General features: G+C 64.4%; 18 protein-coding genes. 4 read left to right on the forward strand and 14 right to left on the reverse strand.

Features of this window, described 5'->3' with window-relative positions; translation table 11 throughout:
• Window positions 1-189: 189 nt before the first annotated feature.
• Window positions 190-837 (forward strand): OmpA family protein, encoded by a 648-nt coding sequence (locus ACYDAT_RS07460; protein WP_461449332.1) that lies wholly within the window; start codon window positions 190-192, stop codon window positions 835-837.
• 405 nt (window positions 838-1242) lie between these two features.
• Here the strand turns inward: ACYDAT_RS07460 and metH are convergent, their stop codons facing one another.
• Together metH and ACYDAT_RS07470 are read right to left on the reverse strand one after the other, a co-directional pair.
• Entirely contained in the window at window positions 1243-5097 is a 3855-nt protein-coding gene (gene metH / locus ACYDAT_RS07465; RefSeq protein WP_461449373.1) for a methionine synthase, read from the reverse strand.
• Window positions 5097-6026, reverse strand: a complete 930-nt coding sequence (locus ACYDAT_RS07470; protein WP_461449334.1) for an ArsR/SmtB family transcription factor — start codon at window positions 6024-6026, stop codon at window positions 5097-5099. The genes metH and ACYDAT_RS07470 overlap by 1 nt, the downstream gene beginning before the upstream one ends.
• A gap of 148 nt (window positions 6027-6174) precedes the next feature.
• Between ACYDAT_RS07470 and ACYDAT_RS07475 the strand changes: the two genes are divergently transcribed.
• A complete protein-coding gene (locus ACYDAT_RS07475) occupies window positions 6175-6969 on the forward strand; it encodes a carboxylesterase family protein (RefSeq protein WP_461449337.1) in 795 nt (264 codons plus the stop codon).
• Between the two features lie 111 nt (window positions 6970-7080).
• Window positions 7081-8247 (forward strand): acyl-CoA dehydrogenase family protein, encoded by a 1167-nt coding sequence (locus ACYDAT_RS07480; protein WP_461449339.1) that lies wholly within the window; start codon window positions 7081-7083, stop codon window positions 8245-8247.
• 113 nt (window positions 8248-8360) lie between these two features.
• Here the strand turns inward: ACYDAT_RS07480 and ACYDAT_RS07485 are convergent, their stop codons facing one another.
• The 12 genes from ACYDAT_RS07485 to ACYDAT_RS07540 form a co-directional block, all read right to left on the reverse strand.
• Entirely contained in the window at window positions 8361-9458 is a 1098-nt protein-coding gene (locus ACYDAT_RS07485; RefSeq protein WP_461440420.1) for a YeiH family protein, read from the reverse strand.
• A 449-nt stretch (window positions 9459-9907) separates the two neighbouring features.
• A complete protein-coding gene (locus ACYDAT_RS07490) occupies window positions 9908-13039 on the reverse strand; it encodes a multidrug efflux RND transporter permease subunit (RefSeq protein WP_461449341.1) in 3132 nt (1043 codons plus the stop codon).
• A gap of 12 nt (window positions 13040-13051) precedes the next feature.
• Entirely contained in the window at window positions 13052-14197 is a 1146-nt protein-coding gene (locus ACYDAT_RS07495) for an efflux RND transporter periplasmic adaptor subunit (RefSeq protein ID WP_461449343.1), read from the reverse strand.
• 592 nt (window positions 14198-14789) lie between these two features.
• Window positions 14790-15611 (reverse strand): Crp/Fnr family transcriptional regulator, encoded by an 822-nt coding sequence (locus ACYDAT_RS07500; protein ID WP_461449345.1) that lies wholly within the window; start codon window positions 15609-15611, stop codon window positions 14790-14792.
• Window positions 15612-15878: 267 nt separating this feature from the next.
• The gene (locus ACYDAT_RS07505) at window positions 15879-17000 is read right to left on the reverse strand and encodes a diguanylate cyclase domain-containing protein (RefSeq protein WP_461449347.1); all 1122 of its coding nucleotides are present in this window, start codon (window positions 16998-17000) and stop codon (window positions 15879-15881) included.
• Window positions 17001-17082: 82 nt separating this feature from the next.
• Window positions 17083-17238, reverse strand: a complete 156-nt coding sequence (locus ACYDAT_RS07510; protein ID WP_461449349.1) for a DUF3309 family protein — start codon at window positions 17236-17238, stop codon at window positions 17083-17085.
• 98 nt (window positions 17239-17336) lie between these two features.
• Window positions 17337-17459, reverse strand: coding sequence for a DUF3096 domain-containing protein (locus ACYDAT_RS07515; RefSeq protein WP_461449351.1), 123 nt, complete (start codon window positions 17457-17459; stop codon window positions 17337-17339).
• Between the two features lie 570 nt (window positions 17460-18029).
• A complete protein-coding gene (locus ACYDAT_RS07520; RefSeq protein ID WP_461449353.1) occupies window positions 18030-19112 on the reverse strand; it encodes an AI-2E family transporter in 1083 nt (360 codons plus the stop codon).
• Window positions 19113-19148: 36 nt separating this feature from the next.
• A complete protein-coding gene (locus tag ACYDAT_RS07525; protein ID WP_461449355.1) occupies window positions 19149-19532 on the reverse strand; it encodes a CsbD family protein in 384 nt (127 codons plus the stop codon).
• 187 nt (window positions 19533-19719) lie between these two features.
• A complete protein-coding gene (locus ACYDAT_RS07530) occupies window positions 19720-20154 on the reverse strand; it encodes an FAD-dependent oxidoreductase (protein WP_461449357.1) in 435 nt (144 codons plus the stop codon).
• Window positions 20151-20855, reverse strand: coding sequence for a methyltransferase domain-containing protein (locus ACYDAT_RS07535; RefSeq protein ID WP_461449359.1), 705 nt, complete (start codon window positions 20853-20855; stop codon window positions 20151-20153). Before ACYDAT_RS07535 ends, ACYDAT_RS07530 begins: the two co-directional genes overlap by 4 nt.
• A gap of 37 nt (window positions 20856-20892) precedes the next feature.
• Window positions 20893-21942: a 3-oxoacyl-[acyl-carrier-protein] synthase III C-terminal domain-containing protein gene (locus ACYDAT_RS07540; protein WP_461449361.1), complete on the reverse strand. Its 1050-nt coding sequence runs from the start codon at window positions 21940-21942 to the stop codon at window positions 20893-20895.
• Window positions 21943-22753: 811 nt separating this feature from the next.
• On the opposite strand from ACYDAT_RS07540, the gene ACYDAT_RS07545 reads away from it, so the two are divergent.
• Window positions 22754-23962 carry a phospholipase D-like domain-containing protein gene (locus ACYDAT_RS07545; RefSeq protein ID WP_461449375.1) on the forward strand — a complete coding sequence of 403 codons (1209 nt, stop codon included), beginning with the start codon at window positions 22754-22756 and terminating at the stop codon, window positions 23960-23962.
• Window positions 23963-24064: the final 102 nt, after the last annotated feature.

Here is a 24064-nt window from a genome sequence, read left to right on the forward strand (position 1 = left end):
TCGTGAGCGGGTTGCAGAGCGTGCGCGTGGGCATGCGCTGCATGAACGGTTGCGAACCGCAATCGCTCAATGGGGTGCATCGGCGCGGACGCGGGGTTACGGTGCGTACGCAGCGCATCCACTGACCGTTACCGCCCACGGCGTGCGCTGGCGCTGGGGCGTGATCCGCACCGTACAAGGAGACTCGCCATGTTCCACCGAACGCCACGGGCCACATTGCTTGCCGCCAGCATCGCCACGCTCGTGCTTGGCGGCTGCGCCAACTACGTCACCAAATCGAACTTCGACAGCACCGTCGCGCAGTTGCGCGCCACCGATCAAAAGCAGCAGCAACAACTGGATAAGCAACAGCAGCAGATCGACCAGATCTCGCAGCAGATGAAATCCGCATTCAGCAAATACGACGCGCAGATCACGCAACTACAAGGGCGCATCCGCGTGGATACGGTCTCGCATTTCGCGTTCAACAGCGCGACGCTGAATGATCAGGATAAGCAGATGCTGGACGGCTTCGCGCGGGTGATTCGCGAGCACCATCCGGATGTGCTGATCACCGTCGAGGGTTTCGCCGATCCGGCCGGCACGCCGGCTTACAACAAGCATCTCGGCATGCGGCGCGCGGTGGCGGTGCGCAACTACCTGATCGCGCAAGGCATGACCGCCAGCGATCTGCGCACGGTCAGTTATGGTGCCGCGCGCAACCGGCAGGTGAAACCCGGTGCCTGGGGCGCCAAGGGCGAGGTCAACCGGCGTGTGGCGCTAGTGGTTGATTTTGCCGAACCGAGCGCGCAAGCGGGGACGCGAGTAGGAGGCGCAGTGCCCAGCGCGCAGGGCTGACTCGACATTGGCGTGAACGACACGGCGCAGGCTGTGCCCTCGCTGCGTCGCGCATGGCCCGATCGGTGAGCCTGATTAATGGCTCGCGCTCGCGTTTGCCCAGCGGCTGTCATTCTCGAATTTGCGTGCGAGCGTGGTGCTTCAGTCCGTAACGCAACGCGTAGTCCATGCATTGAAATCCAGCGGTGGCTGATTACCGGAAGGCATCGATCAGCGCGGCGGGTTGCAGCGCGAACGCATGGCGCGACAGCGGCATGCTGGCGTCTGCGCACGCCATCAGCGCGGCGTTGCCTCGCGGTTGCCCGAGTTGCGCGATTTACGACATCGCCGGTCTGAGCGGCAGCGTGGCGGCACGCATATCAAGCGCAGTCCGGCATGGCGTGTGCCGGAAGCACGATCAGCGGCTTATTCCGGATCGTAATCCAGCCACGTCGCCAGCCAGCGCTCGGCCTCGTCCTGCGTCCAGCCCTTGCGCCGCGCATAGTCCTCGATTTGATCACGCGCGAGGCGCCCGACCACGAAGTACTGGCTCTGCGGATGTGAAAAATACCAGCCCGAAACCGCCGCGGTCGGAACCATGGCAAAACTCTCGGTCAGCTCGATTCCGGTGGTCGCGGTGGCATCCAGCAGATTGAACAGCGCGCTCTTCTCGGTGTGATCGGGGCAGGCCGGATAACCGGGCGCGGGGCGGATGCCGCGATAGTGCTCCGCGATCAGCGCGTTGTTGTCCAGTGTTTCGTCCGCCGCGTAACCCCAAAACTCATGGCGCACGCGCTGATGCAGGCGCTCGGCGAAAGCCTCGGCGAGGCGATCCGCCAGCGCCTTGAGCAGAATCGACGAATAATCGTCGTGCTCGGCTTCGAAGCGCGCCAGATGCGGCTCGATACCGAGACCGGCGGTCACCGCGAAAGCGCCGATCCAATCCGGCACGCCGCTGTTCTGTGGCGCGATGAAATCAGCGAGACACAAATCCGGGCGCTCAGCGGGCTTCTCGGCTTGCTGGCGCAGGTGATGCAGCACGGCGATGGTTTCCCTTCTCCCCTCGGGAGAAGGTGCCCACAGGGCGGATGAAGGTTCGGGCTGCACGATCGTTGCGCAAGGCACCGAACCTTCACCCGCAACCCCTGTCCATGTGCGAGAGGGCAGTGCATACACCGCGATATCGTCGCCGACGCTGGCCGCGGGCCAGAAGCCGATCACGCCGCGCGCGCGCAGCCAGCGCTCGCGGATCAGCGTGTCGAGCATGGCTTGCGCATCGGCGAATAGTGCGCGCGCCTGTGTGCCGACGAGCTCATCGTCGAGGATCCGCGGATAGTGACCGGACAGTTCCCAGGCCTGAAAAAACGGTGTCCAATCGATGTAATCGCGCAGCTCGGTCAGGTCGTAATCGGCGAATACGGTCACGCCGAACTGGCGCGGCTGCGGTGGCGTGTAGTTGCTCCAGTCACCGTGGAAACCCTGCGCGCGCGCATGCTGCAGGGTGACCAGTGGTTTGTTGCCACCACGCTGGCGGTGGCGTTCGCGCACCTCGGCGTAATCGCTCCGAATCTTCGCCATGAATGCCTCGGTCAGATCCTTGCTGACCAGTGATTGCACCACGCCGACCGCGCGCGAGGCATCCTTCACCCACACCGTGGGTGACTTGTAGTGCGGCTCGATCTTCAGCGCGGTGTGCGCGCGCGAGGTGGTGGCGCCACCGATCAGCAGCGGGATGCAGAAATCCTGGCGCTGCATCTCGCGCGCGACGTGACTCATTTCCTCCAGTGAGGGCGTGATCAGGCCGGACAGGCCGATGAGGTCGGCGTTTTCCGCGCGCGCGGTGTCGAGTATTTTTTGCGCCGGCACCATCACGCCCAGGTCGATCACCTCGAAGTTGTTGCAGCGGAGCACCACGCCGACGATGTTCTTGCCGATGTCGTGCACATCGCCCTTGACTGTGGCCATCACGATCTTGCCGTTGGACTGGGCGGTATCACCGCTGCGCGCCTTCTCGGCCTCGATGTACGGCAACAGATGCGCCACGGCTTTTTTCATCACCCGCGCCGATTTCACCACCTGCGGCAGAAACATCTTGCCAGCGCCGAACAAATCACCGACCACGTTCATGCCATCCATCAGCGGGCCTTCGATCACGTCCAGCGGACGCGTGCTGAGCTGGCGCGCTTCCTCGGTGTCCGCAACCACGAACTGGTCGATGCCGTGCACCAGCGCGTGGCTGAGCCGCGCGCGCACCGGCTGCTCGCGCCAGGCCAGCACGTCGGCGACGATCTCGCCTTTTTTCGACTTGTAGCGATCGGCGATTTCCAGCAGACGCTCGGTGGAGTCGCTGCGGCGGTTGCGCACCACGTCCTCGACGCGCTCGCGCAATTCGGCATCGAGATCGTCGTACAGCGCCAGCGCGCCGGCGTTGACGATGCCCATGTCCATGCCGGCGCGGATGGCGTGGTACAGGAACACCGCATGGATCGCCTCGCGCATCGCGTTGTTGCCGCGAAACGAGAACGACACGTTGGATACGCCGCCGGAGATATGGCTGAGCGGAAACGCGTGCTTGAGTCCGCGCGCGGCCTCGATGAAATCCACCGCGTAGTTGGCATGTTCCTCGATGCCGGTGGCGATGGCGAAGATGTTGGGATCGAAGATGATGTCCTCGGGCGCATAGCCGGCCTTGCCGGTGAGCAGCTCGAATGCGCGCGCGCTGATCGCCAGCTTGCGCTCCAGCGTGTCGGCCTGGCCCTGCTCGTCGAAGGCCATCACCACCACCGCGGCGCCGTAGCGGCGCACGCGCGCGGCGTGTTCGAGGAAGGCCTGCTCGCCTTCCTTGAGCGAGATCGAATTGACGATGCCCTTGCCCTGCACACACTTGAGTCCGGCCTCGATCACGCTGAACTTGGACGAGTCGATCATCACCGGCACGCGCGCGATGTCCGGCTCGGCGGCGATCAGATCGAGAAAGCGCGCCATCGCCGCCTCGGCGTCGAGCAGGCCCTCGTCCATGTTGATATCGATGATCTGCGCGCCGTTCTCCACCTGCTGGCGCGCCACGATCAGCGCCTCGTCGTAGCGATCCTCCTTGATCAGCTTCTTGAACTGCGCCGAGCCGGTGACGTTGGTGCGCTCGCCGACGTTGACGAAGTTGCTCTCGGGGGTGATGACGAATGGCTCCAGTCCGGACAGACGCGTATACGGCGCCGGTTGCGCCAGCACACGCGGTGGGAATGGTTGCACGGCTGCGGCGATGGCGCTGATATGCGCGGGCGTTGTGCCGCAGCAGCCGCCGACGATGTTGAGCAGACCCGATTCAGCGAAGCCGCGTAGCGCCGCCGCCATCATCGCCGGGCTCTCGTCATACTCGCCGAAGGCATTGGGCAGGCCGGCGTTGGGGTGCGCGCTGACCTGGCACTCGGCGACTTGCGCGAGCACATCGACGTGCTGGCGCATCTCGCCGGCACCGAGCGCGCAGTTGAGCCCGATCGACAACGGCCGCGCGTGGCGCAGCGAATACCAGAATGCCTCGGCGGTCTGCCCGGACAAGGTGCGTCCGGAGCGGTCGGTGATGGTGCCGGAGATCATCACCGGCAGGCGCGCGCCGCGCTGCGCGAACAAATCCTCCAGCGCGAACAGCGCGGCCTTGGCGTTGAGCGTGTCGAACACGGTCTCGACCATGATGATCTCGGCGCCGCCGTCGAGCAGCCCGCGCGCGGCTTCCAGATAAGCCGTGGCGAGCGCATCGAAGCGCAGCGCGCGGTAGCCTGGGTTGTTCACGTCCGGGCTGATCGACAAGGTGCGGCTGGTCGGTCCGAGCACGCCGACGGCGAAGCGCGGGCGCTCGGGCGTGTCGTGTTCCATCGCCGCGCAGGCCTCGCGCGCCAGGCGCGCGCCCTCGTGGTTGAGCTCGTACACCAGATGTTCGAGATGGTAGTCGGCCTGCGACACCGCGGTCGAGTTGAAGGTGTTGGTTTCGATCAGATCGGCGCCGGCTTCGAGATAGGCGCGGTGCACGCCGCTGATGATCCGCGGCTGGGTCAGCGTGAGCAGGTCGTTGTTGCCCTTGAGATCGCAGCCGCAGCCGGCGCCGTGCGCGTGCTGGTACGTGGTGTCGCAACCGGCGGCGAAGCGTTCGCCGCGAAACGCGTTTTCATCGAGCGCATGCTGCTGCAGCATGGTGCCCATGGCGCCATCGAGAATGAGGATGCGGCGCGCCAGTACATCGTGCAGGCGCTCGACGCGCGCGGGATCAAGCCAGGGCAGGGTGGAGATCATGCGGGTTTGCGGGCCAGGAGACTGAGCACTTCGAAATGCGGCGCGCGGCGCTCGCGGCTGATGCCCTGGCAGGACTGCACGGCCAGTCCGGCGCGGCGTGCGTAACCGAGTAGATCCTCGCGGCGGAAGCCGAGATTGCAGTGCCCGAATGGCGCCACCGCAGCACGGTGTTCGTGGCGCGCCAGCGTGGTCAGCAGCAGGCGCCCGTTGGGGCGCAACAGGCGCGCGGTTTCGGCCACGGCGCGCGCCGGATGCTCGCTGTAGGTCAGCGCATGCAGCATCAATACCAGGTCGAAGCTGGTCGCGGGCAAGTCCAGCGCATGCATGTCGCCCTGGCGCACCTCGACGTTGGCATAGGGCTTGAGCCGCGCGCGCGCTGCTTCGACCACGCGCGCGCTCACGTCGACGCAGACGATGCGCCGCGCGTGCGGCGCCAGCAGCTCGGCCAGCACGCCGTCGCCGGAGGCGATGTCGAGCACCGCGCCGGTGTCCAGCAGTTGCATCATCGCGCGCGCCAGCGTCTCCCAGGTGCGCCCTGGCGAGTAATGGCGTTCCATGTCGCCGGCGACGCTGTCGGCCCAGCCGCCGGCGCCGCCGCGCGCGGCCAGCACCTGCGGCAGGCGCTCGCGATCGCCGGCCAGCAGGCTGTCGTCGAGACCTTCGCGCAGCCCGGCGAGCAGCGCATCGCGCTGCGGCGCGTGGCCGCTATCGGCGCGGTAATACACCGACACCCCGGCGCGGCGATCGCGCACCAGCCCGGCTTCACGCAGCTTGGCCAGGTGCGTGGACACGCGCGGCTGCGCCAGACGCAGCGCCGCGGCGATCTCGGCCACGGTCAATTCCTCCTGCTCCAGCAGCGCTAGCAGGCGCATGCGGGTAGGGTCGGCGAGCAGGCGCAGCAGCAGCGAAGTTTGTTGAAGGTTCACGGATAATCCATATATCGCGATGAAAGGATATTTCAGCGTGAACACTGGCAGCAAGCGCGGCGATCACGGCGCTAGTTGCGATTACTGTCCCCGCAATGGTCCTTGCCAGCGTTCACGCGGCTAAAATCGTGCCCTTTGGGTGGACTCCATGCGTGCTTGCGCTTTGCTGCTGTGTCTCTTTGCCGTGTCGGGCGCAGCGCGCGCGGCAGGCGTGATGCCGGCGGATTTTCTTGCCGCGCGCGCGCCGGGCGCGGCGGGTTTGCCGTATCGCATCTACGTGCCCACGCCGCTGCCAGCGGCCACGCGCCTGCCGTTGATCATGTTCCTGCACGGCTCCGATCAGGCCGGCGACGACAACGAGGCGCAGATCGACTACGACGCCAACGGCGCGCTCGAGCTGCTGGATAACGCCATCGATGCGCGCATCCCGGTGTTGTTCGTGGCGCCGCAATCGCCGACGGAAATCTGGAGCCCGCGCCAGGTGATGGGCGTGATCCGCGCCGTCGAGGTGCGCTGGCCGGTGGACCGGGATCGCGTGTATCTGACTGGACTGTCCTCGGGTGCCAGCGGCGTGTGGGCCACGGCCGAGGCGTATCCGCACGCTTTCGCGGCGCTGGTGCCGATGACTGGCGCCACGGAACTGAAAGGCCTGGCGCGCATCGCGCAGATTCCCGAGTGGGTGTTCGCCGCGGCCGATGACAACGACACCAACGTGGTCACCGGCTACGGCGGCAACAGGGCTGGTTCGCGCCCGGTGGTGGCGGCGCTGCGCGCGGCCGGCGGCAGGCCTTGCTATACCGAGTACCGCCACGGTCCGTGGCCGGCGACGCACGTGATCTGGCCCGAGGCCTACGACACGCCCGGCCTGCTGCACTGGCTGCTGGCGCAGCGCCGCGGCAAGCCCTCGCCGTTGCCTTGCCCGGCGGCGGCGCGTTCGCGCTGAACGGCGCCGTGTTTCGACGGCACTTGCACAATGCACCGTGACGGCAGGCGCTACAATTTCGCTTTTCAAACGCTGGTTTGCCGCGCGCGGCAGCGCACTCCGGAGGCTCCCATGGATTTTCGCTTTACCGACGACCAGCTCTCGATCCAGTCCATGGCGCGCGATTTCGCGCAGAAACGCATCGCGCCAGTGGCCGCGGAACTGGACCAGAAGGGCGAATTTCCGCTGGACAACATCCGCGAGATGGGGCAACTCGGGCTGATGGGCATCGAGGTGCCGGAACAGTATGGCGGCGCCGGCATGGATTCGATCTCCTACGTGCTGGCCATGATCGAGATCGCCGCCGCCGACTGCGCGCATTCCACCATCATGTCGGTCAACAACACGCTGTACTGCAACGGCTTGCTGAAGTTCGCCACCGAAGCGCAAAAGCATCAGTACGTGACGCCCATCGCCAGTGGACAGGCCATCGGCGCCTTCGCGCTGACCGAGCCGCAGTCGGGCTCGGACGCCACCGCCATGCGCTGTCGCGCGGTGAAGCAGGTCGATGGCGGCTTCGTCATCAACGGCAAGAAAAGCTGGATCACCTCGGGTCCGGTGGCCAGGTACATTCTGCTGTTCGCGATGACCGATCCAGACAAGGGCGCGCGCGGCGTGACTGCGTTCATGATCGACACCGCGCGCGAGGGTTTCCATCGCGGCAAGACCGAGCCCAAGCTGGGCATCCGCGCCTCGGCCACCTGCGAGATCGAGTTTGAGGATTACCGCGTGCCGGCCGCGGATGTGATCGGCGAGGAAGGCCACGGTTTCAAGATCGCCATGGGCGTGCTGGATGCCGGGCGCATCGGCATCGCCTCGCAGGCGGTGGGCCTGGCGCGTGCCGCCTACGAGGCCACGCTGAGCTACGCGCGCGAACGCAAGGCGTTTGGTCAGGCGATCGGCAGCTTCCAGATGATCCAGGCCAAGATCGCGGACATGAAGTGCAAACTCGAGGCCGCCTACTGGCTGACGCTGCGCGCGGCGTTCGCCAAGCAGCAGACCGAGAAGGGCGCCGCGGGCGGGCGCTTCAGCACCGAGGCCGCGGTGGCCAAGTTGACCGCGTCCGAGGCGGCGATGTGGATCACCCACCAGGCCGTGCAGGTGCATGGCGGCATGGGCTACTCGAAGGAGATGCCGCTGGAGCGCTACTTCCGCGACGCCAAGATCACCGAGATCTACGAGGGTACCAGTGAGATCCAGCGCCTGGTGATCGCGCGCAACGAAACCGGCTTGCGCTGAGTGTGCGGCGCGAAATCCTGATCTGATTCGGGGCCGGCGTTCCCGGTCGATTGGCGGCGCGCGCAAGGTTTTCCCATGCGCTGCGCGCGTGCCAGTTTCGCCGCGGCGCGAGATCAGATCTGGCCCAGCGCGCGCTGCACGATCAGGCTGCTGATGGCCACCGCGGCCCATACGCCGGTGCCCAGCAGGATCGGGCGCGCGCCGGTGGCGGCCATGCGGCGCAGATCGGCGGACAAGCCAATCGAGGTCAGCGCCATGACGATCATGAAGGTCGCCAGTTCGGCCACGTACGGCTGCCAGTCGTTGGGGATCAGCCCCGCCGTGCGGACGCCGGACGCCACTAGAAACCACACGATGAACCACGGGAAAATGCGCGCCAGATTGAAACCCTGCGCGCCGCTTTGCTTCTGGCGCCAGGCCTCGACCACGGCCAGCACCAGACATACCGGGATGATCAGCGTGGAGCGTGTCAGCTTGACGATGGTCGCGTAATTGCCGGCCGCATGCGAATAGCTGTAGGCCGCGGCCACTACGGATGACGTGTCGTTGATCGCGGTGCCAGCCCACATGCCGAAGCCGAAATTCGACAGGTGCATCAAGTGCCCCAGCGCCGGAAACAGCAGTACCGCGACCAGGTTGAACAGGAAGATCGTGGAAATGGCGAACGCGGTTTCGTGCTCGTCGGCGCGCACGATCGGCGTGACCGCGGCGATGGCCGAACCGCCGCAAATCGCGGTGCCCACGCCGATCAGGATTTTCAGATTGCCAGAGACGCGGAGCAGCTTGCCCAAGCCCCACGCGGTGAGGAACGCGGCGGTCATCGTCACCAGCGTGACCGACAGCGACGCTACCCCGGTGTGGGCCACCGTGCCCAGGCTGAGGCCGAAGCCCAGCACCACCACCGACCACTGCAGCACCTGGCGCGCGGCGAAGCGTATGCCAGAGTGAAACACGGCGCCGGGCGCGCGCAGGTTGCGCACGATGATGCCGAGCACGATGCCGATCACCGGGCCGCCGACCAGCGGCGCCAGATGTCCCAGCCACCATGCGATCAGCGCCATCACGAATACCAGGCCGAGACCGGGCAGCAGCGCGACCAGCGGATGCGGTGCCAATGGCTCGGGCGCGGTGAGCTCGATGTCGTCGGCCGGGAGGATGTGCTCGATCACGTCCTCGACCGGATCGATATGCTCGTGCTGCGTGCTGGACATTGCGCGGATTCCGCGAGAGGGGTCGCGAATGTATATAAGCAAATATCGAATAGGCACAGTCCGGTTTATTAATGGGCTCGATCAGTACGAATGATGGACGCGGGCGAGAGACCCGGCGACGAGGGGCTTGTCGCTGGTCATCGGGGGCCGAAATCGCTCATTCGCGCAGCACTTGCCAAGCGTGCGTGGCGAACGGTGAGCAAGTGCTGTGCCAGCGCCAATCCGGCACTGCACGCTGTCCTTCGGCAAGCCCGATACGGATTGTCCCGACGGGCGAGGGGAAAGCGCGTGCAGCCGGTCATCCAAGCCAAGCCAGTCCACGACGATTGCGGTAACGAAATGCCTCGCCGCTTGGCATGCCCGCCGGTTGCAGATCGCGGCATGGGCCGTGGATCGCGGACACAGCGGACCCAAGCCGGACCCGCCTGATGCTCATTGCGCGGTGCTGCTCAGTCGAACGGACGGATCACGTCGTCGCCACTGACCTCGGTACCGTCGCTCTGGTCGCCGGTGAGGCGGCGCACGACCACGTAGAACACCGGAATCAGCAACAGGCCGATCACCGTGGCGCCGAGCATGCCGCCGATCACGCCGGTGCCGATCGAGTGGCGGCTGTTGGCGCCAGCGCCGCTGCTGATCGCCAGTGGCAGCACGCCGAGGATGAAGGCGATCGAGGTCATCAGGATCGGGCGCAGGCGCAATCGCGCGGCTTCCAGCGTGGCCGCGATCAGGCCCATGCCCTTTTGCTGCAACTCGTGCGCGAACTGGATGATCAGAATCGCGTTCTTGGCCGAGAGGCCGATGATCGCGATCAATCCCACCTTGAAGTAGATGTCGTCCGGCAAGCCACGCAGCCATGTCAGCAGCAAGGAACCCAGCACGCCCATGGGCACCACCAGCAGCACGGCGATGGGAATCGACCAGCTCTCGTACAACGCCGCCAGCGCCAGAAACACCACGATCATCGACAGCGCGTAGAGGATCGGCGCCTGCTGCCCGGACAGAATCTCCTGATAGGACTGCCCGGTCCACTCATAGCCGATGCCTTTTGGCAGGTCGTGATTGACGATGTTCTGCATGGCGGTCATGGCTTGGCCGGAGCTGTAGCCGGGCGCGGCATTGCCGACGATTTCGATCGAGCCGTAGCCGTTGTAGCGTGTCAGCGTGGGCGAGCCCATCGTCCACTTGGTGTGCACCACCGTGGATAGCGGCACCATGGCGCCGGTGCTGCTGGCGGTATAGAAATCATCGAGATTCTGCGGACCCATGCGGAACGGCGCATCGGCTTCCATCAGCACGCGCAGCACGCGACCCTGGTAGTTGAAATCGTTGACGAACACGGGTGCCAGCATCAACTGCAGAGCCGTATAGACGCCGCCGACCGACAAGCCCATCGAGGCGGCCTGCACGCGGTCGACGCTTATCTGCAACTGCGGCGCCGGCGGCAGCATGTTGGGCCGCACCCCGGTGACCGCGGGATCCCGATGGGCCTTGGCCAGCAGCGTGGCCATGGCCTGCATCAGCTTGTCATGGCCGAGACCGGCGCGATCCTCCAGCTCCATGTCGAAGCCACCGAACTGGCTGAGGCCGCGGATGGTGGGCAGATTCACCACGAAGATCTGCGCGCCCTTGATGCCGCTGAGCGCATGATTGGCCCAGGCCATGAACGGGCCGATCTGCTCATCGGGCTTGGTGCGTTCGCTCCACGGCTTGAGGCGGATGAAGCCCATGCCGGTGTTCTCACCCGAGCCGACAAAGCTGAAGCCGGCGATTTCCATCATGCCGGTCACCGCCGGATTCTTGATCACGATGTTCTTGATCTGACCCATCACGCCGATGGTGCGATCAATCGTGGCGCCGGGCGGCAACTGCACGATGGCCAGCGCATAACCCTGATCCTCCTCAGGCAGGAAGCTCGAGGGCAGACGCGTGAACAGCCACGCCGCCCCCAGGATCAGCACCAGGTAAAGCAGCATCCACCGTGGCGTATGGCGTACGGAGTGACGCATGCGCGTCATGTAGCCGCGCTGGGTACGCGCGAACAATCGATTGAACCAGCCCAGCATGCGGTTTTCATGCTGGTTGGGTTTGATGATGCTGGCGCACAGGGCCGGCGTGAAGCTCAGCGCCATGAATGCCGAGAGCAGCATGGCGATGGCGATGGTCAGCGAGAACTGGCGGTAAATCACGCCCACGCTGCCGGACAGCAAGCCCGCAGGAATGAACACCGCGGCCAGCACCAGGGTAATGGCCACGATCGCGCCGGTGATCTGCTCCATGGCGATGAGGGTGGCCTCGCGCGGCGCAAGGCCTTCCTCGGAAATATGCCGCTCGACGTTCTCCACCACCACGATGGCGTCATCCACCACCAGGCCGATGGCCAGCACCATCGCGAACAAGGTGAGGATGTTGATCGAGAACCCGGCGACATACAGCCCGGCAAAAGTGCCCAGCAGCGCCACCGGCACCACCAGCGAAGGAATCAGCGTGGCGCGCAGGTTCTGCAGGAACAGGTAGATCACCAGAAACACCAGCAGCATCGCCTCGAACAGCGTTTTCACCACTTCGTCAATCGAAACCTTGACGAAGGTCGTGCTGTCGTACGGCGTGAACCAGGTGACACCCTGCGGGAAACTCTGCTGCAACTGGTCCATCTTGGCGCGCACCGCCTTGGCTACGTTCAAAGCGTTGGCGCCGGGCAGCAGTTGCAGGCCCATGCCGGCCACGGGCTTGCCGTTGTACAGGCTCATGAAGCCGTAGCTGTAGGGCGCCAGCTCGACACGCGCGACGTCCTTCAGGCGCACCGTGGTGCCGTTGCTGTTGGTGCGCAGGATGATGTTCTCGAACTGCTGCGGCGTGCTGAAGCGGCTCGCGCCGTTGACCGTGACCGTCAGCGCCTGCCCCGGCACGGCGGGCGCAGCGCCCAGCGAACCGGCGGCGGTCTGGATGTTCTGGCCTGCGACGGCGTTGAGCACGTCCGTGGCGGACAATCCGTAACCCTGCAGCTTGAGCGGGTTCAGCCAGATGCGCATCGCGTATTCGGAACCGAACTGTCTGGCGCTGCCGATGCCGGGGATGCGCTCGATCGGATCCAGCACCTGCGAGGCGAGCAAATTGTTGAGCGCGTAGGTATTGATGTTGGGATTGGTCGAGCGCAGCGCCACGACTTCGAGAAAACCGGCATTGGCCTTGTTCACCTGCACGCCCAGTGCTTGCACTTGTGAGGGCAGTTGCGGCTCGGCCACGGCCACGCGGTTTTGCACCTGCACCGCTGCGATGTCGAGGTTGGTGCCGTTCTGGAACGTGACGGTGATGCTGGCGCTGCCGTTGTCGCTGGAACTGGAGCTGAAATACAGCAGGTGGTCCAGGCCGGTGAGCTGTTGCTCGATCACCTGCGTGACCGACTGCTGCACCACCTGCGCGCTGGCGCCCGGATAGCTGGCGCTGATCACCACGCTGGGCGGCGCGATGTTGGGATAGTCCTCGATGGGCAGACGCAGGATCGAGGCGACGCCCGCGAGGCAAATCAGGATGGCGATCACCCAGGCGAAGACCGGGCGATCGATGAAAAATTTGGGCATGACGTGGGCTCCTCAGCGCGCCGCGCCGGGCGCGGCCCCGGCTTGCGGCGGCGCCACCTCGGCGATCGCGCCGGGATGCACTTTCTGCACGCCGTTGACGATCACGCGGTCCCCATTGGCCAGGCCGTGGGTTACCACCCAGTCGGTGCCGTGCATCTCGCCCAGCGTGAGCTGCTTCTGCTCGACCTTGTTGCCGGCACCCACCACGAACACGTAAGCACCCTGCGGGTCGCGCTGCACCGCTGCTTGCGGAATCAGGAACACATTCTTCATCACGCCGGCGCTGAGCTTGACGGTAACGAACAGGCCTGGCAGCAGCAGGCGCTGCGGGTTGGGGAAGATCGCACGCAACTGCACCGCGCCGGTCTGCGGGTCGACCGCCATGTCGGTGAAATCGAGCCTGCCGGTATCGGCATAGGTACTGCCATCAGGCAGGATGATGCGCACGCTGGGCGCCGTGCCGGGTGCCTTGAACGCGCCGGAGGCCTCGGCCTGCTGCAATGGCGCGACCTGCGCATAGGGGGCGCTGAACAAGACATAGATCGGATCGAGACGCTCGATCGTGGTCATCGGCGTGGCCGAGGTGGCGCTGACCAGCGCGCCAACGGTGACGTTGGCGATGCCGGCGCGGCCGCTGATGGGCGCGGTGACGTGGGCATAGGACAGATTGAGCCGCGCGGCCTCGACGTTGGCCGCGGCCTGCTGTACCGCGGCGGCCGTGGTGCGTGCCGTGGCGGCGTCGGTGTCATAGGTCTGCCTGGCGATCAGGCCGCGGCCCACCAGTGTCTTGTCGCGCTCGGCGATCAGCTGCGCGTTGGTGGCGCTGGCACGCGCCTGGGCCAGCGCGGCGAGTTGCGCATCGAGCGCGGCCTTGAGCGGCGCCGGATCGATCTGGAACAGCAATTGGCCGGCCTTGACCTCGCCACCTTCCTTGTAATCCTTGCTCAGCACATTGCCGGTGACGCGCGCATTGACCTGCGCGGTCAGCGTCGGCGCGAGACGCCCGACCATGGTGCGCACGATGGGCAGATCGACTGCCTTGGCGGTGATCACATCCACCTGCGGCGGCGCTGGGGTCGGGGCAGGTGCCTTGCTGCAGGCGGCAAGCAGAACGATGACGACCAGTGGCGCGGCAAGACGCGCAGTGGTGAGTTTCATGCAGGAACTCCTGGGCCGCGTCGGGGCAGTCGCGGCAATTGCACTGGTGAGTTTAGTTATTGACAGGCGCCGGGGTCAATTGCCGCAGAGTCATTTTCTTGCGATGCACGCGTGCAACCGCGTGCCGGGGCGGCGCATGATTTCCGGTCCATGTGACGAAACGCTGCGGTGTATCAGGACTACACAACACCAATCTACCGAGCCTTTCCCCATGGCCCGCCATGCTTCGCCGCCGGTTTCCCGCATTCTCGATCGCGCGCTCGCGCTGGCCGTCATCCCCCTGCTCGGAGGAACCCCGAACAAGCCGTCGAGAGTGTCAATCGTCGACCTGAACGTGATGCGCGCGCCCAGCATGTTCCATCGATCCAGTTTGGCCATCCATACGGCCACTTCAATCCCGAAAGCGGCTCCTCGACCGCGTCATGATCGTCCCTTGCGCGGCTGTCGATAGCGCGGTTCGCGGCACAAGTCGGTGTGCGAACGCGCGTACACCATGTCGCGGCATGGAGCAGTTGCACGGCGAGGATCGCGCCGATGCCGGGCGCTTGAAAAGTCGCGGTCAGCGCCAACACGCGCGTTACTCATCGCGGCGTCAGCACCGCATCTCGTGCTGGTAGGTCTCGAGATCGGATTGATAGCAGGAGCACGCGGCGGCCTCGAGGCGTTGACGATTGAGGATCGTGACCTTGCCGCGCTTGTAGCGAATCAGCTTGCGCAACTGCAGGAGGCCAGCGGCCTTGGTGACGCCGACGCGACGTACTCCGAGCATGAATGCCAGAAACTCCTGCGTCACATCGAACGAATCCGCATGCGCGCGGTCCTGGCTCATCAGCAGCCATCGCGCGAGCCGCTTCTCGACGACATGAAATCGCGTGCACGCGGAAGTCTGTGCCATCTGACTGAGAAGGACGATCAGGTAGCGGTGCAACAGCGGACGCAGCGCCGGCATGTCATCCAGTCGGTCACGGAAGGTCATGGCCTTCATGCGCCAGGTCGCACCCGCGCCCTGCGTCAACGCGCGCAACGGCGCGATGTTGCTGCCCAGGATCAGTGAATGCCCATACATGCCTTCACTGCCGACCATGCTGACTTCCAGCGTGGAGTGCCCATCAACGCAGGCCAGGATGGAGATGAAGCTCTCGATCGGAAAATAGACGTGGCGAATGCGATCACCCTGCTCGTGGAGGACGCTGCCCAGAACCAGATCGACCAAGGTGCAATCGGCGAGGAAGCGGTCACGTTCCCGGGTCGGCAGGCCGTCGAGCAATTGATTGGTCAAGACAACATGCTGCTTGGTTGACATCGGACTCTCCGGATTGCCGGCTGGGATCCAGCTTTCGGCGCAAGAAGAAATATCAACTTCGCCCGGTTTCGATCTTGCTGGAGTGAAAGCTGCTCGGTCAGGCCCGAGCACACCAAGTTTGCGGTTGAATGCGTCTGTGGTCTGTACCCAAGCGCACGTTGCATCAACCCTGCTATCGCCGGGCGCGCGGTTGCACGGGGACGGCTCTCGCGGCACCCCCTTGCATGGCGCCCGGGACCCAGACGTACTCTTTGCGGGCGAGTCCACGCTTGTGACGATCACTGCGGTGGTGGCCTCGCAGCAGTATGCGTGTGGCCACATCACGGTGCTCGACCGTCAGGCACTCGAAGAGCACTCCTGCGAGCTATGCCGTGGTAATCAGGAAGGAATGCGGTCGCCTGCTCCCGGCAACGATAGCTGTTTGATCGCAGGCGACGCAGCCAGATCCTGGCCAGATCTGCTGCAGGAATCCTGTCTGGACGGGACATGCCTGAAAAGGGCATGGCCCAGCCGATGTCGCTTGGCCCAGAACATGGCCTTGTCCGCACTTTCGAGCAATGCTTCGACGGTGCTCCCATCTCTGGGATAGAGAGCGATGCCGATGCTCGGCCTCACGCAGAGCGTGAGGAACCCAATCTGGCAAGGCGCAGACACGGTGTCGATGAGCTTGCGGGCGATCGACGCGACCTGTTGCTCGCTTTGAACATCCAGTAGCAGGCACAGGAACTCGTCGCCGCCATGGCGGCTGATCGAATCCCGCGTGCGCACGGCATGGGTGAGTCTCGAACCGATCACCTTGAGCAGTTCGTCGCCGACCGCATGCCCATGCAGGTCATTGATGGACTTGAATCCGTCGAGGTCGAGGTACATCAAACCGAATTCCCGCGCCAGCGGTCGATGCTGAGCCAAAGCGCGGCTGGAGCACTCCTCGAAAGAGAAGCGATTCGGCAGTCCGGTCAGGGTGTCGTGGAACGCCTTGTGCCGTGCCCGCTCCTCGTGGACTTGGCTTTCCAGAAGTTGCTGACGCGCCTGCTGCAGTTCGCCACGCACCTCCTGCAGTTCAAGCTCGAGGCGATTGGCGAGGCGAATCTCCTCATCCAGTAGCGCCACCGATTTCTGCAATTGGGCTGCGCAGGCGATTACACTGGACTCGGCCAGACGCGCCACAGTCAGGGATTGCTCACGCGTCCCCGGGGGTGTCTGTCCCGACGGGATCAGGCGCAATTGCATGGCCAGCGTCAACAGCACGTCTGAGCAGTCATCGACGCCACGCCTGATCTGAAGCGCCATGGCACGTGACCACTCGCCGCGCGGCCGCTGTTCGCTTGCGGGGTCGATATCGCGCGCTTCCCGGTGGCATGGCGGAGGATTTGCCGAATCAGGCGCAGTGGCGGGGGTGTCCCACTCATTCGCGATACGCCGCGCCGCCAACGGGTCGCTCGCTGTGCTGGTCATTGCTGAAAGCGCGTCACTGGAGAAACGATGAGCGACGGCGATCAAGGTCGCCGCACGGCGGAGCGTTGCGGCACGAGGAGGCGTGCGGCGGACCGGTGGTCGTTTCCCGGCATCTGGTCAAGCGCCTTCATATGCGGCCCATGAACAGCAGCACGATCACGATGATCAAGACGATGCCCAAACCTCCACTGGGTGCATAACCCCACCCTCTGCTGTGCGGCCAGCTTGGAATCGCGCCGATCAAGAGCACTATCAGAACAATCAGCAGTATCAGGCCCAACATTTCAATTCTCCTCGAATGATGGTTTGCATTTCACGCTGCACTGCAGCCCCCGCACTGCCGTTGAGTCGGCAGTCCGAACGATCAAATTCGATCAATACTCACGGCGATAGATGAGTCGCTCCCGTGCCCAACAGCCCGGTCAATCCGATGACAATCAAGATCAGGACGAGAATGCCAGCGATCAGCGAAACCAGTGGGTCGATACTCAGGTGCAAATTCATGTTTGTTGTCCCTTGTAAGGTGAACGGGCTGTGCGCGACCGTTGGGGGGGCCGGGCGTTGGCGCACGCCATTGCTCCTTTTGTCATTCGCCAAGACGCTTGTCAGTCTGGTTGCTGACTCGCAACGACACGCGCATAACGCGAGTGGCCATGGAGTCGCGTCACTGCTTCGCGGAACGCTGACAGGCGACGCTGCCTGCACGGTATCGCGGTGGCGTCGTCACTTTCCGTGCTGTATCGCACATAAGATGGCGTTTCCGCGGGGTTCGAATGGCGCGGACCCGGGCTGGAATTGATGCGGTTCTAGGCGCGCGGTCAGGCTTGTCCCCGCGCATTCGTCGCTATGTACGGTGGCGTACATACTTGCATGCGGTCCGCGGCGCAGCCTTGCAGGTGCGCGGGCAGGGAAGCTCGCGCTGCATTTACCGGTTGCCATGGGGTTGATGCCGCGACAGTTCAGAACACCGAACGGATGCCATAAAGTCCCCTGCTCTTTTCGGGCCGACCTTTCCGTCTCCACTTGCGACGGATGGCTGCACGGGCGGGGCACGCGCCGCATCGGCCGTGATGCTCAGGCCCCCAGCACTTTCGCCAGTGCGCTCCACGCCGGCACGCGCTCGGCGACGATCCTCACGCAGGTCAGCAGCGGCATGGCCAGCAGCAAACCGGTTACGCCCCACAGCCAGCCGAACAGCATGAGCGCGAGGAACACCATCACCGGATCGAGCGCCAGCCGACGCCCGACGATCAAGGGCGTCACCAGCTGCCCCTCGAGCAAATGCAGCACCAGGAACACACCGGGCACGCTGAGTGCGGCCCATGGCGTCGCGAAGCGTGAAAAGCCGACCACGATGAGCAACATCACCGCCAGCATCGGCCCCACGAAGGGCGCGAAATTGAGAATGGCAACGACGCCGCCCCAGAGCAGCGGATCGTCCACACCCAAATACCATAGCGCCGCGGCGGTGAGCAGGCCGAGCACGGTGTTGATTGCGGCGATGGTGATGATGTACCTCGACAGTTCGTGCTGGGCACTGCGCGTGGCGATCACGATGTCCTTTTTCATGCGCAGCGCCGGCGCCAGTTCGACGAACTTGCGCAACAAGGCGTCGCCGTGCAGCAGGAAGATGAAGACCAGAAACAGGGTTGCGACCATGCTGACGAGCACGGCGGGCGTCGCGCTCAGCATCTGCGTGACGCGGCTCGGCCCAGTGTCCACGACTTGCCGTGACTTGCTTGCACCGCCAATGGTGCCGAGCCTGGCGATCTGCTCGCCGGCATGGCTTGCCGCCGACAACGGCCGGCGCAGATCGCTCAGTGCCAGCTCGATGCGGCCGATCGATTTCGGCAACTGCGCCATCCACACGCGCGCTGGGGCGACCAGACTTGCCAGCAGCGATCCGGTCACCACGAGCGCGCAAAGCAGGACCAGCAAGGCGGCCAGCACCCGCGGCATGTGCCAACGGCACAGCAGGCGCACCGCAGGCGCAAGCATCAGGCTGAGCAAGATCGCCAGCAGCAACGGCACGATCAGGACCGCGGCCACGGCACAGGTGTACAGCACGAGCAATGCGAGGATTCCGGCCAGCAAGCGGTTGCGCGTCGGATGTTCGGCGGTGGGTCCGATATCCTCGGGATCCGGCGCTGCGCTCATGGCTCGCACCCCGAAGGCGCAGGACTGGCGTGCGCCTCAGCGGCGAACCATGCGTGCAGAGTCCTTGGCGATGCCATAGCGCTCCTGCACCTTGCCCACCAAATATTCGCGATGACCATCGAGCAGGTTTACATCGTCGTCGGTGAGCTTGTTCCACTGCTCCTTGAGTTTGCCGTGCATCTGCGCCCACTTGCCCTTGATGATGTCGTTGTTCATGTTTTGCCCCAGAGCATTGATGCGATTGGACGGCCATAGAATCTCGTGCCAGCCACCGTTGAGACCGCTGGCGTCGATCGTGCTTGCGTCGCAGGAATCGGAGCCGCATGCAATACGCGCTTGTTCACATGCAGCGAATGTCGCCGCGACATGGCCAGGTAAAGCCAGCCGCATCCCCGGTTGCGAGATCGAAACGGGCGACATCGCGCATGCGTTCAAGCGAAGGCTTCATCCGCCGGGCGCTTGATGCAGACATCAAGATACGCGCTACGAACCATGGACTCGGTACGCCAACGTACATTGAAGATGTGGCGCGCCGCGTTCGATGCGATGCGCGAGCAACTTGCGTGGCCGGCGCCACCGATCTCGCGCACGGGGTTGGCGGCCCGGATCAATGGGATCGCGGGCACGCTGCCGCCAGTGGGCTCCTGCCATCGGTCTTCACGGCCTGATGCACCATCGCGCCCAGCCAGGCGCTCATGGTGAGTATTCCCGGCCACCGCCGCACCCAGGCAACCAGCATCGCAGTGGTGCGAGGGCGCGAACTCGCGATCAGCATGGCTGCACCGGCGAACAATCCGACGCTGCGGAGTTCCGGCCCTGCCAGATCATCGAACTGCTGCCCGATGCCGAGCCGATCGAGCAGGGACAGATTCGTCGCTGCGATGCATTCCCCGCAGACCTTGCGGCGGGGGAAGGTGCTTTTTTCGATGACAGCGACAGACCAGCCTGCCTGCGCCAGCAGGATTGCCGCGGTCGACCCCGCGGGCCCTGCGCCGACAATGATGGCGTCGTAATCGGTTTTTCGGCGTGAGAACTCGTTCAAGGCCGTTTCGCCTCGGCCAGGAATCGATGGCTGAACAGGCCGGCCGCGCACTCTCGCAAAATCCAGGCATCCGGCTCCGGCCACAGGGCCGAGAGCTCCTGCGCATTGAAGCCCGCCCGCACGCTCACCATCGCGTCATGCCGCGTGATCTCGTTGCATCCGATCACACCGAGCAACCGACTGAATGCCAGTGCGGTCCGCGAGCGACGTGGTTCGCAACACAAGAAAGCGCTTGTGCGTGCCGCGATTCCCTGCACCAGCGCACGCAGCCGCTCGCCTTCGAAATGGTGCATGAAGAGATTCGCGACGATCACGGGCGCTGCGCCCGATGCGGGCCGGGCAAGCCAGTCGAACACGTCAGCACGAATGACCTCGACGTCCCAGCCGAGATCACGGTAATTCGCCAGTGTCCGGGCGCTGACCACCGGCTGCATGTCGAGCAACTCGAGCCTGACCCTGGGCCAGTTGCGGCCCTGATGACGGGCCAGTTGCAACAGCGTCAGTCCGTCGCCGGCGCCCAGATCCACAATCCGGATGCTGGTCGCGCCGCACAGGATCCGGTCGAGCGGTGCGCGCAGCAGCGCATGGGTCGCGATCAGTCGATTGATGCGGCGTATATCCCTGCGCGAGCCGATTGCCAGCGGATCGCCCGGTGCGAGCGAGTCCAGCCATTCGGCATGCACCTGGCGCAGCTCGATCATGTGTCACCATATCGTCGCGGGCCCGGATCGCGGCAGGTCATTCCACTTCCAGAAGTGCACCGTGACTGCTGAAGCCCGCACCGAATGAAGCCAGCCACCAGTGACCGCCGGGAGCTTCCTCGGTCAACGCCATCTGCATCACAAAGTACACAAATGCGCTGCTCAGATTGCCGAATTCGCGCAGCACCGTGGCGCTGTATCGCAAATCCTCGAGCGCCAAGCCGATCTGGTCGCGCAGGGCGGCCAGTACGTCACGCCCGCCGGCGTGCCAAATCCAGCCCGTGATGTCCGATTGTCGCAATCCTTCTGCAGCGAGGACCCCATCGAGCACCTGTTGCGCGCGGGTTGCGGCTATCTTCGGTACCGCCAGGGTGAGGACATTGCGCAGCAGCCCTCCGCGCTGCTCGAATCGCAGTGCGTCGCGTTCGGCGGGACAGACCAGCGACGCCGCGGCCTTCCAGTGGATTCGGCGTTTGTCCGGGTGCGGTTGCACCGACAACACCGCCGCGCCAGCCCCGTCGCCGAAGAGGCATGCACTGATCAGCACGCCCGGGTCGTTGTCCAGATACATCGCGGCGCTGCAGACCTCGACGCAAACGGACAAGACCCGCGCACAACGGCCGGACGCAAGCAGCGCATCGGCCATGCGCAGATTGGGGAGGGCTGCGCCACAACCCTGTCCGACCAGATCCAGCGCCTGGACATCCGGGCGCAGTCCAAGCGTTTCGATCACGTAACCGGAAAGGCCCGGGCAAAGATAGCCCGTGCAGGTGCTTACGATCACGCTGTCGATATCCGTCGCGAGAATGCCGGCATCGTCCAGCGCGCGCCTGGCGGCGCGTGTGGCCAGCGCGGGTGCGTTGGCGAGGAAACGCGCATGGAGCGTATCGGGATCGATCGCAAAAACGTCCTGCAGAGAATCCACCGCCAGTCGGCGTGCGTCGATGCCGTTGTCGTGCAGCAGCACCCTTTCGGCAATCATGCGAGCTCGGCGATCAAGCCTCGCAAACCAGGGCGAAGCCTCGAACGCTTTCCAGCAGTCCGCCTTGGTGTAACGCTGCTCCGGAAGCGCCGTACCGAGTCCCACAATATACATACAGCTCCTAGGCGTTTGCGAAGTGTGTGTCTGGCGATAATCAACCCGGATTAAGCGTTCGCGATGAAGGCGGAGCGCGCGAGTGTCACGCAAGCGGAAGATGCGAAGTGTACGTGTGGCGGCATGCCGTTCTGCGTGCGCTGGCGTACATAGCTAGCCATTCCATCAATCCGTGCTGCGAGGCGCGCGCCGTGGATCTCCGAATGGCGATCGTCGGGAGCACCGTACCGTGTGATGGTGCATCCACCATGCACGACACGGCTGCGCATGCCGATGCAGACTGTTCTCGCCGTCCCGTCGCGGGCCTGACGGGCGGCGGCATTCTGTTGGAGCCGGCAGCGCAGCGCAGTCCCCGAGTGCAAACTCGTGATGATCGCGGCGACGGCGCCGCACCTTCGTGTTGCCTCGGTGGTGCCACGGTCGTCGATGCAACAGATCGGCACGGAGCGCAAGACGACATCCAGCGGATCGTGGCAAGCCATCCCGCTGCGTAAGAACTCATGGCCCATCGCTTGTCGACCCGGTCATGGGCTATGGAAACAAGTGGATTTCAAGGTGGTTGCAGTCCCCCGCATGTGGTCGTGGACGCGGTCTCAACGGATACCAGGGCGCCCTGTCGTACCCAAGCGGAGAGGAATTGCAGCGCCTCGGCCCAGTGGTCATGCGCAAGCCCCGGAGTTTGTGAACACGGTGTCCGGAAGGCGCATGCTCATCGCACCAATCTCAAACGATGGTGGAAGGAATGCCCATCTTGATCGTTGCCGCCACGGTGCTGGTGACCCTGTTCGTCGTCGTCGTGGCGATGAATTTGCATACGCCGGAAAAAAAGATCCAGCACAGAGTGAAGCACCTTTATGGCATTGCCGATCCCCAGTTGAAACGAGAGATGGGTGCGTTGCTCGGACCCGCCATCGTGGCGGGCAACCGGATCACGACCCTGCAGAACGGAGACGAAATCTTTCCAGCGATGCTGGAGGCCATTCGCCGGGCACAGCGGACGATCACCTTCGAGACGTACATCTATTGGTCGGGGACCATCGGCGAGCAGTTCGCCGATGCGCTGATCGAGCGAGCGCGCGCAGGAATCAAGACGCACGTGATGCTGGACTGGCTGGGCAGCAAAAAGATGGAATCGCAGCTCCTCGGCAAAATGATGGACTCAGAGATCGAGGTCGAACGCTATCACGCGCTGCGTTGGTACAGCCTTGGAAAAATGAACAATCGCACGCATCGCAAGGTGCTGATCGTCGACGGAACGACGGGCTTCACCGGCGGCGTGGGCATCGCCGATCAATGGACCGGCCACGCGCAGGACCCGAAGCACTGGCGCGATATGCATTTTCGGGTAGAAGGGCCCGTCGTCGCGCAAATGCAGGCAGCCTTCCTGGACAACTGGATCAAGACCACGGGCAGCGTTCTGCACGGCGACGCCTACTTCCCCGCATTGACCGCCCGCGGTGAGCAGGAAATGCACCTGTTCACGAGCTCTCCTGCGGGCGGCAGCGCGAGCATGCGCCTGATGTATCTGACCGCGATCACCGCCGCCGAGCAAACGATCGACATCGAGTCCGCCTATTTCGTTCCCGATATGCTGATGAGCGAGGAGCTCATCAGGGCGCGTGCGCGTGGTGTGCGGATACGCATCCTGCTGCCCGGCCCGCACATCGATTCCGAAGCGGTGCGCATCGCGTCCAAGCGCGCATGGGGGCCCCTGCTCGATTGCGGCGTGGAGGTCCATGAATACGAACCCACCATGCTCCACTGCAAGATGCTGATCTTCGATCAGCACCTGGTGTCCGTGGGCTCGACCAATTTCGACATGCGCTCGTTCGAGCTCAACGACGAAGCCAGCCTGAATGTCTATGACTCGAAATTCGCGCGACAGATGACTGCGGTCTTCGAACAGGATCTCAAGTTGTCGACGCCCTACACCATTCAGCGTTGGCGGAATCGATCCTGGAAGCAGAGGGTGGCCGAGGTTGTCGTGGTTCCGATCACGTCGCAGCTCTAGCAACAAGTCCATCGTGGACTTGTCAGAGGGCGCCGAGTCCGGCGCAGGCCCGGATTCGGCTACGCGCGGCAAGCCATCCTTGGCCTGCGGAAGGTCTGAACT

This window comes from Metallibacterium sp., from assembly GCF_054637675.1.

Bases quoted from the DNA above. Each gene is read 5' to 3' on its own strand.
- ACYDAT_RS07460 (WP_461449332.1), top strand. From the start codon at position 190: ATGTTCCACCGAACGCCACGGGCCACATTGCTTGCCGCCAGCATCGCC.
- ACYDAT_RS07475 (WP_461449337.1), top strand. From the start codon at position 6,175: ATGCGTGCTTGCGCTTTGCTGCTGTGTCTCTTTGCCGTGTCGGGCGCA.
- ACYDAT_RS07480 (WP_461449339.1), top strand. From the start codon at position 7,081: ATGGATTTTCGCTTTACCGACGACCAGCTCTCGATCCAGTCCATGGCG.
- ACYDAT_RS07485 (WP_461440420.1), bottom strand. From the start codon at position 9,458: ATGTCCAGCACGCAGCACGAGCATATCGATCCGGTCGAGGACGTGATC.
- ACYDAT_RS07490 (WP_461449341.1), bottom strand. From the start codon at position 13,039: ATGCCCAAATTTTTCATCGATCGCCCGGTCTTCGCCTGGGTGATCGCC.
- ACYDAT_RS07495 (WP_461449343.1), bottom strand. From the start codon at position 14,197: ATGAAACTCACCACTGCGCGTCTTGCCGCGCCACTGGTCGTCATCGTT.
- ACYDAT_RS07510 (WP_461449349.1), bottom strand. From the start codon at position 17,238: ATGTTGGGCCTGATACTGCTGATTGTTCTGATAGTGCTCTTGATCGGC.
- ACYDAT_RS07515 (WP_461449351.1), bottom strand. From the start codon at position 17,459: ATGAATTTGCACCTGAGTATCGACCCACTGGTTTCGCTGATCGCTGGC.
- ACYDAT_RS07520 (WP_461449353.1), bottom strand. From the start codon at position 19,112: ATGAGCGCAGCGCCGGATCCCGAGGATATCGGACCCACCGCCGAACAT.
- ACYDAT_RS07525 (WP_461449355.1), bottom strand. From the start codon at position 19,532: ATGTCGCCCGTTTCGATCTCGCAACCGGGGATGCGGCTGGCTTTACCT.
- ACYDAT_RS07535 (WP_461449359.1), bottom strand. From the start codon at position 20,855: ATGATCGAGCTGCGCCAGGTGCATGCCGAATGGCTGGACTCGCTCGCA.
- ACYDAT_RS07545 (WP_461449375.1), top strand. From the start codon at position 22,754: ATGAATTTGCATACGCCGGAAAAAAAGATCCAGCACAGAGTGAAGCAC.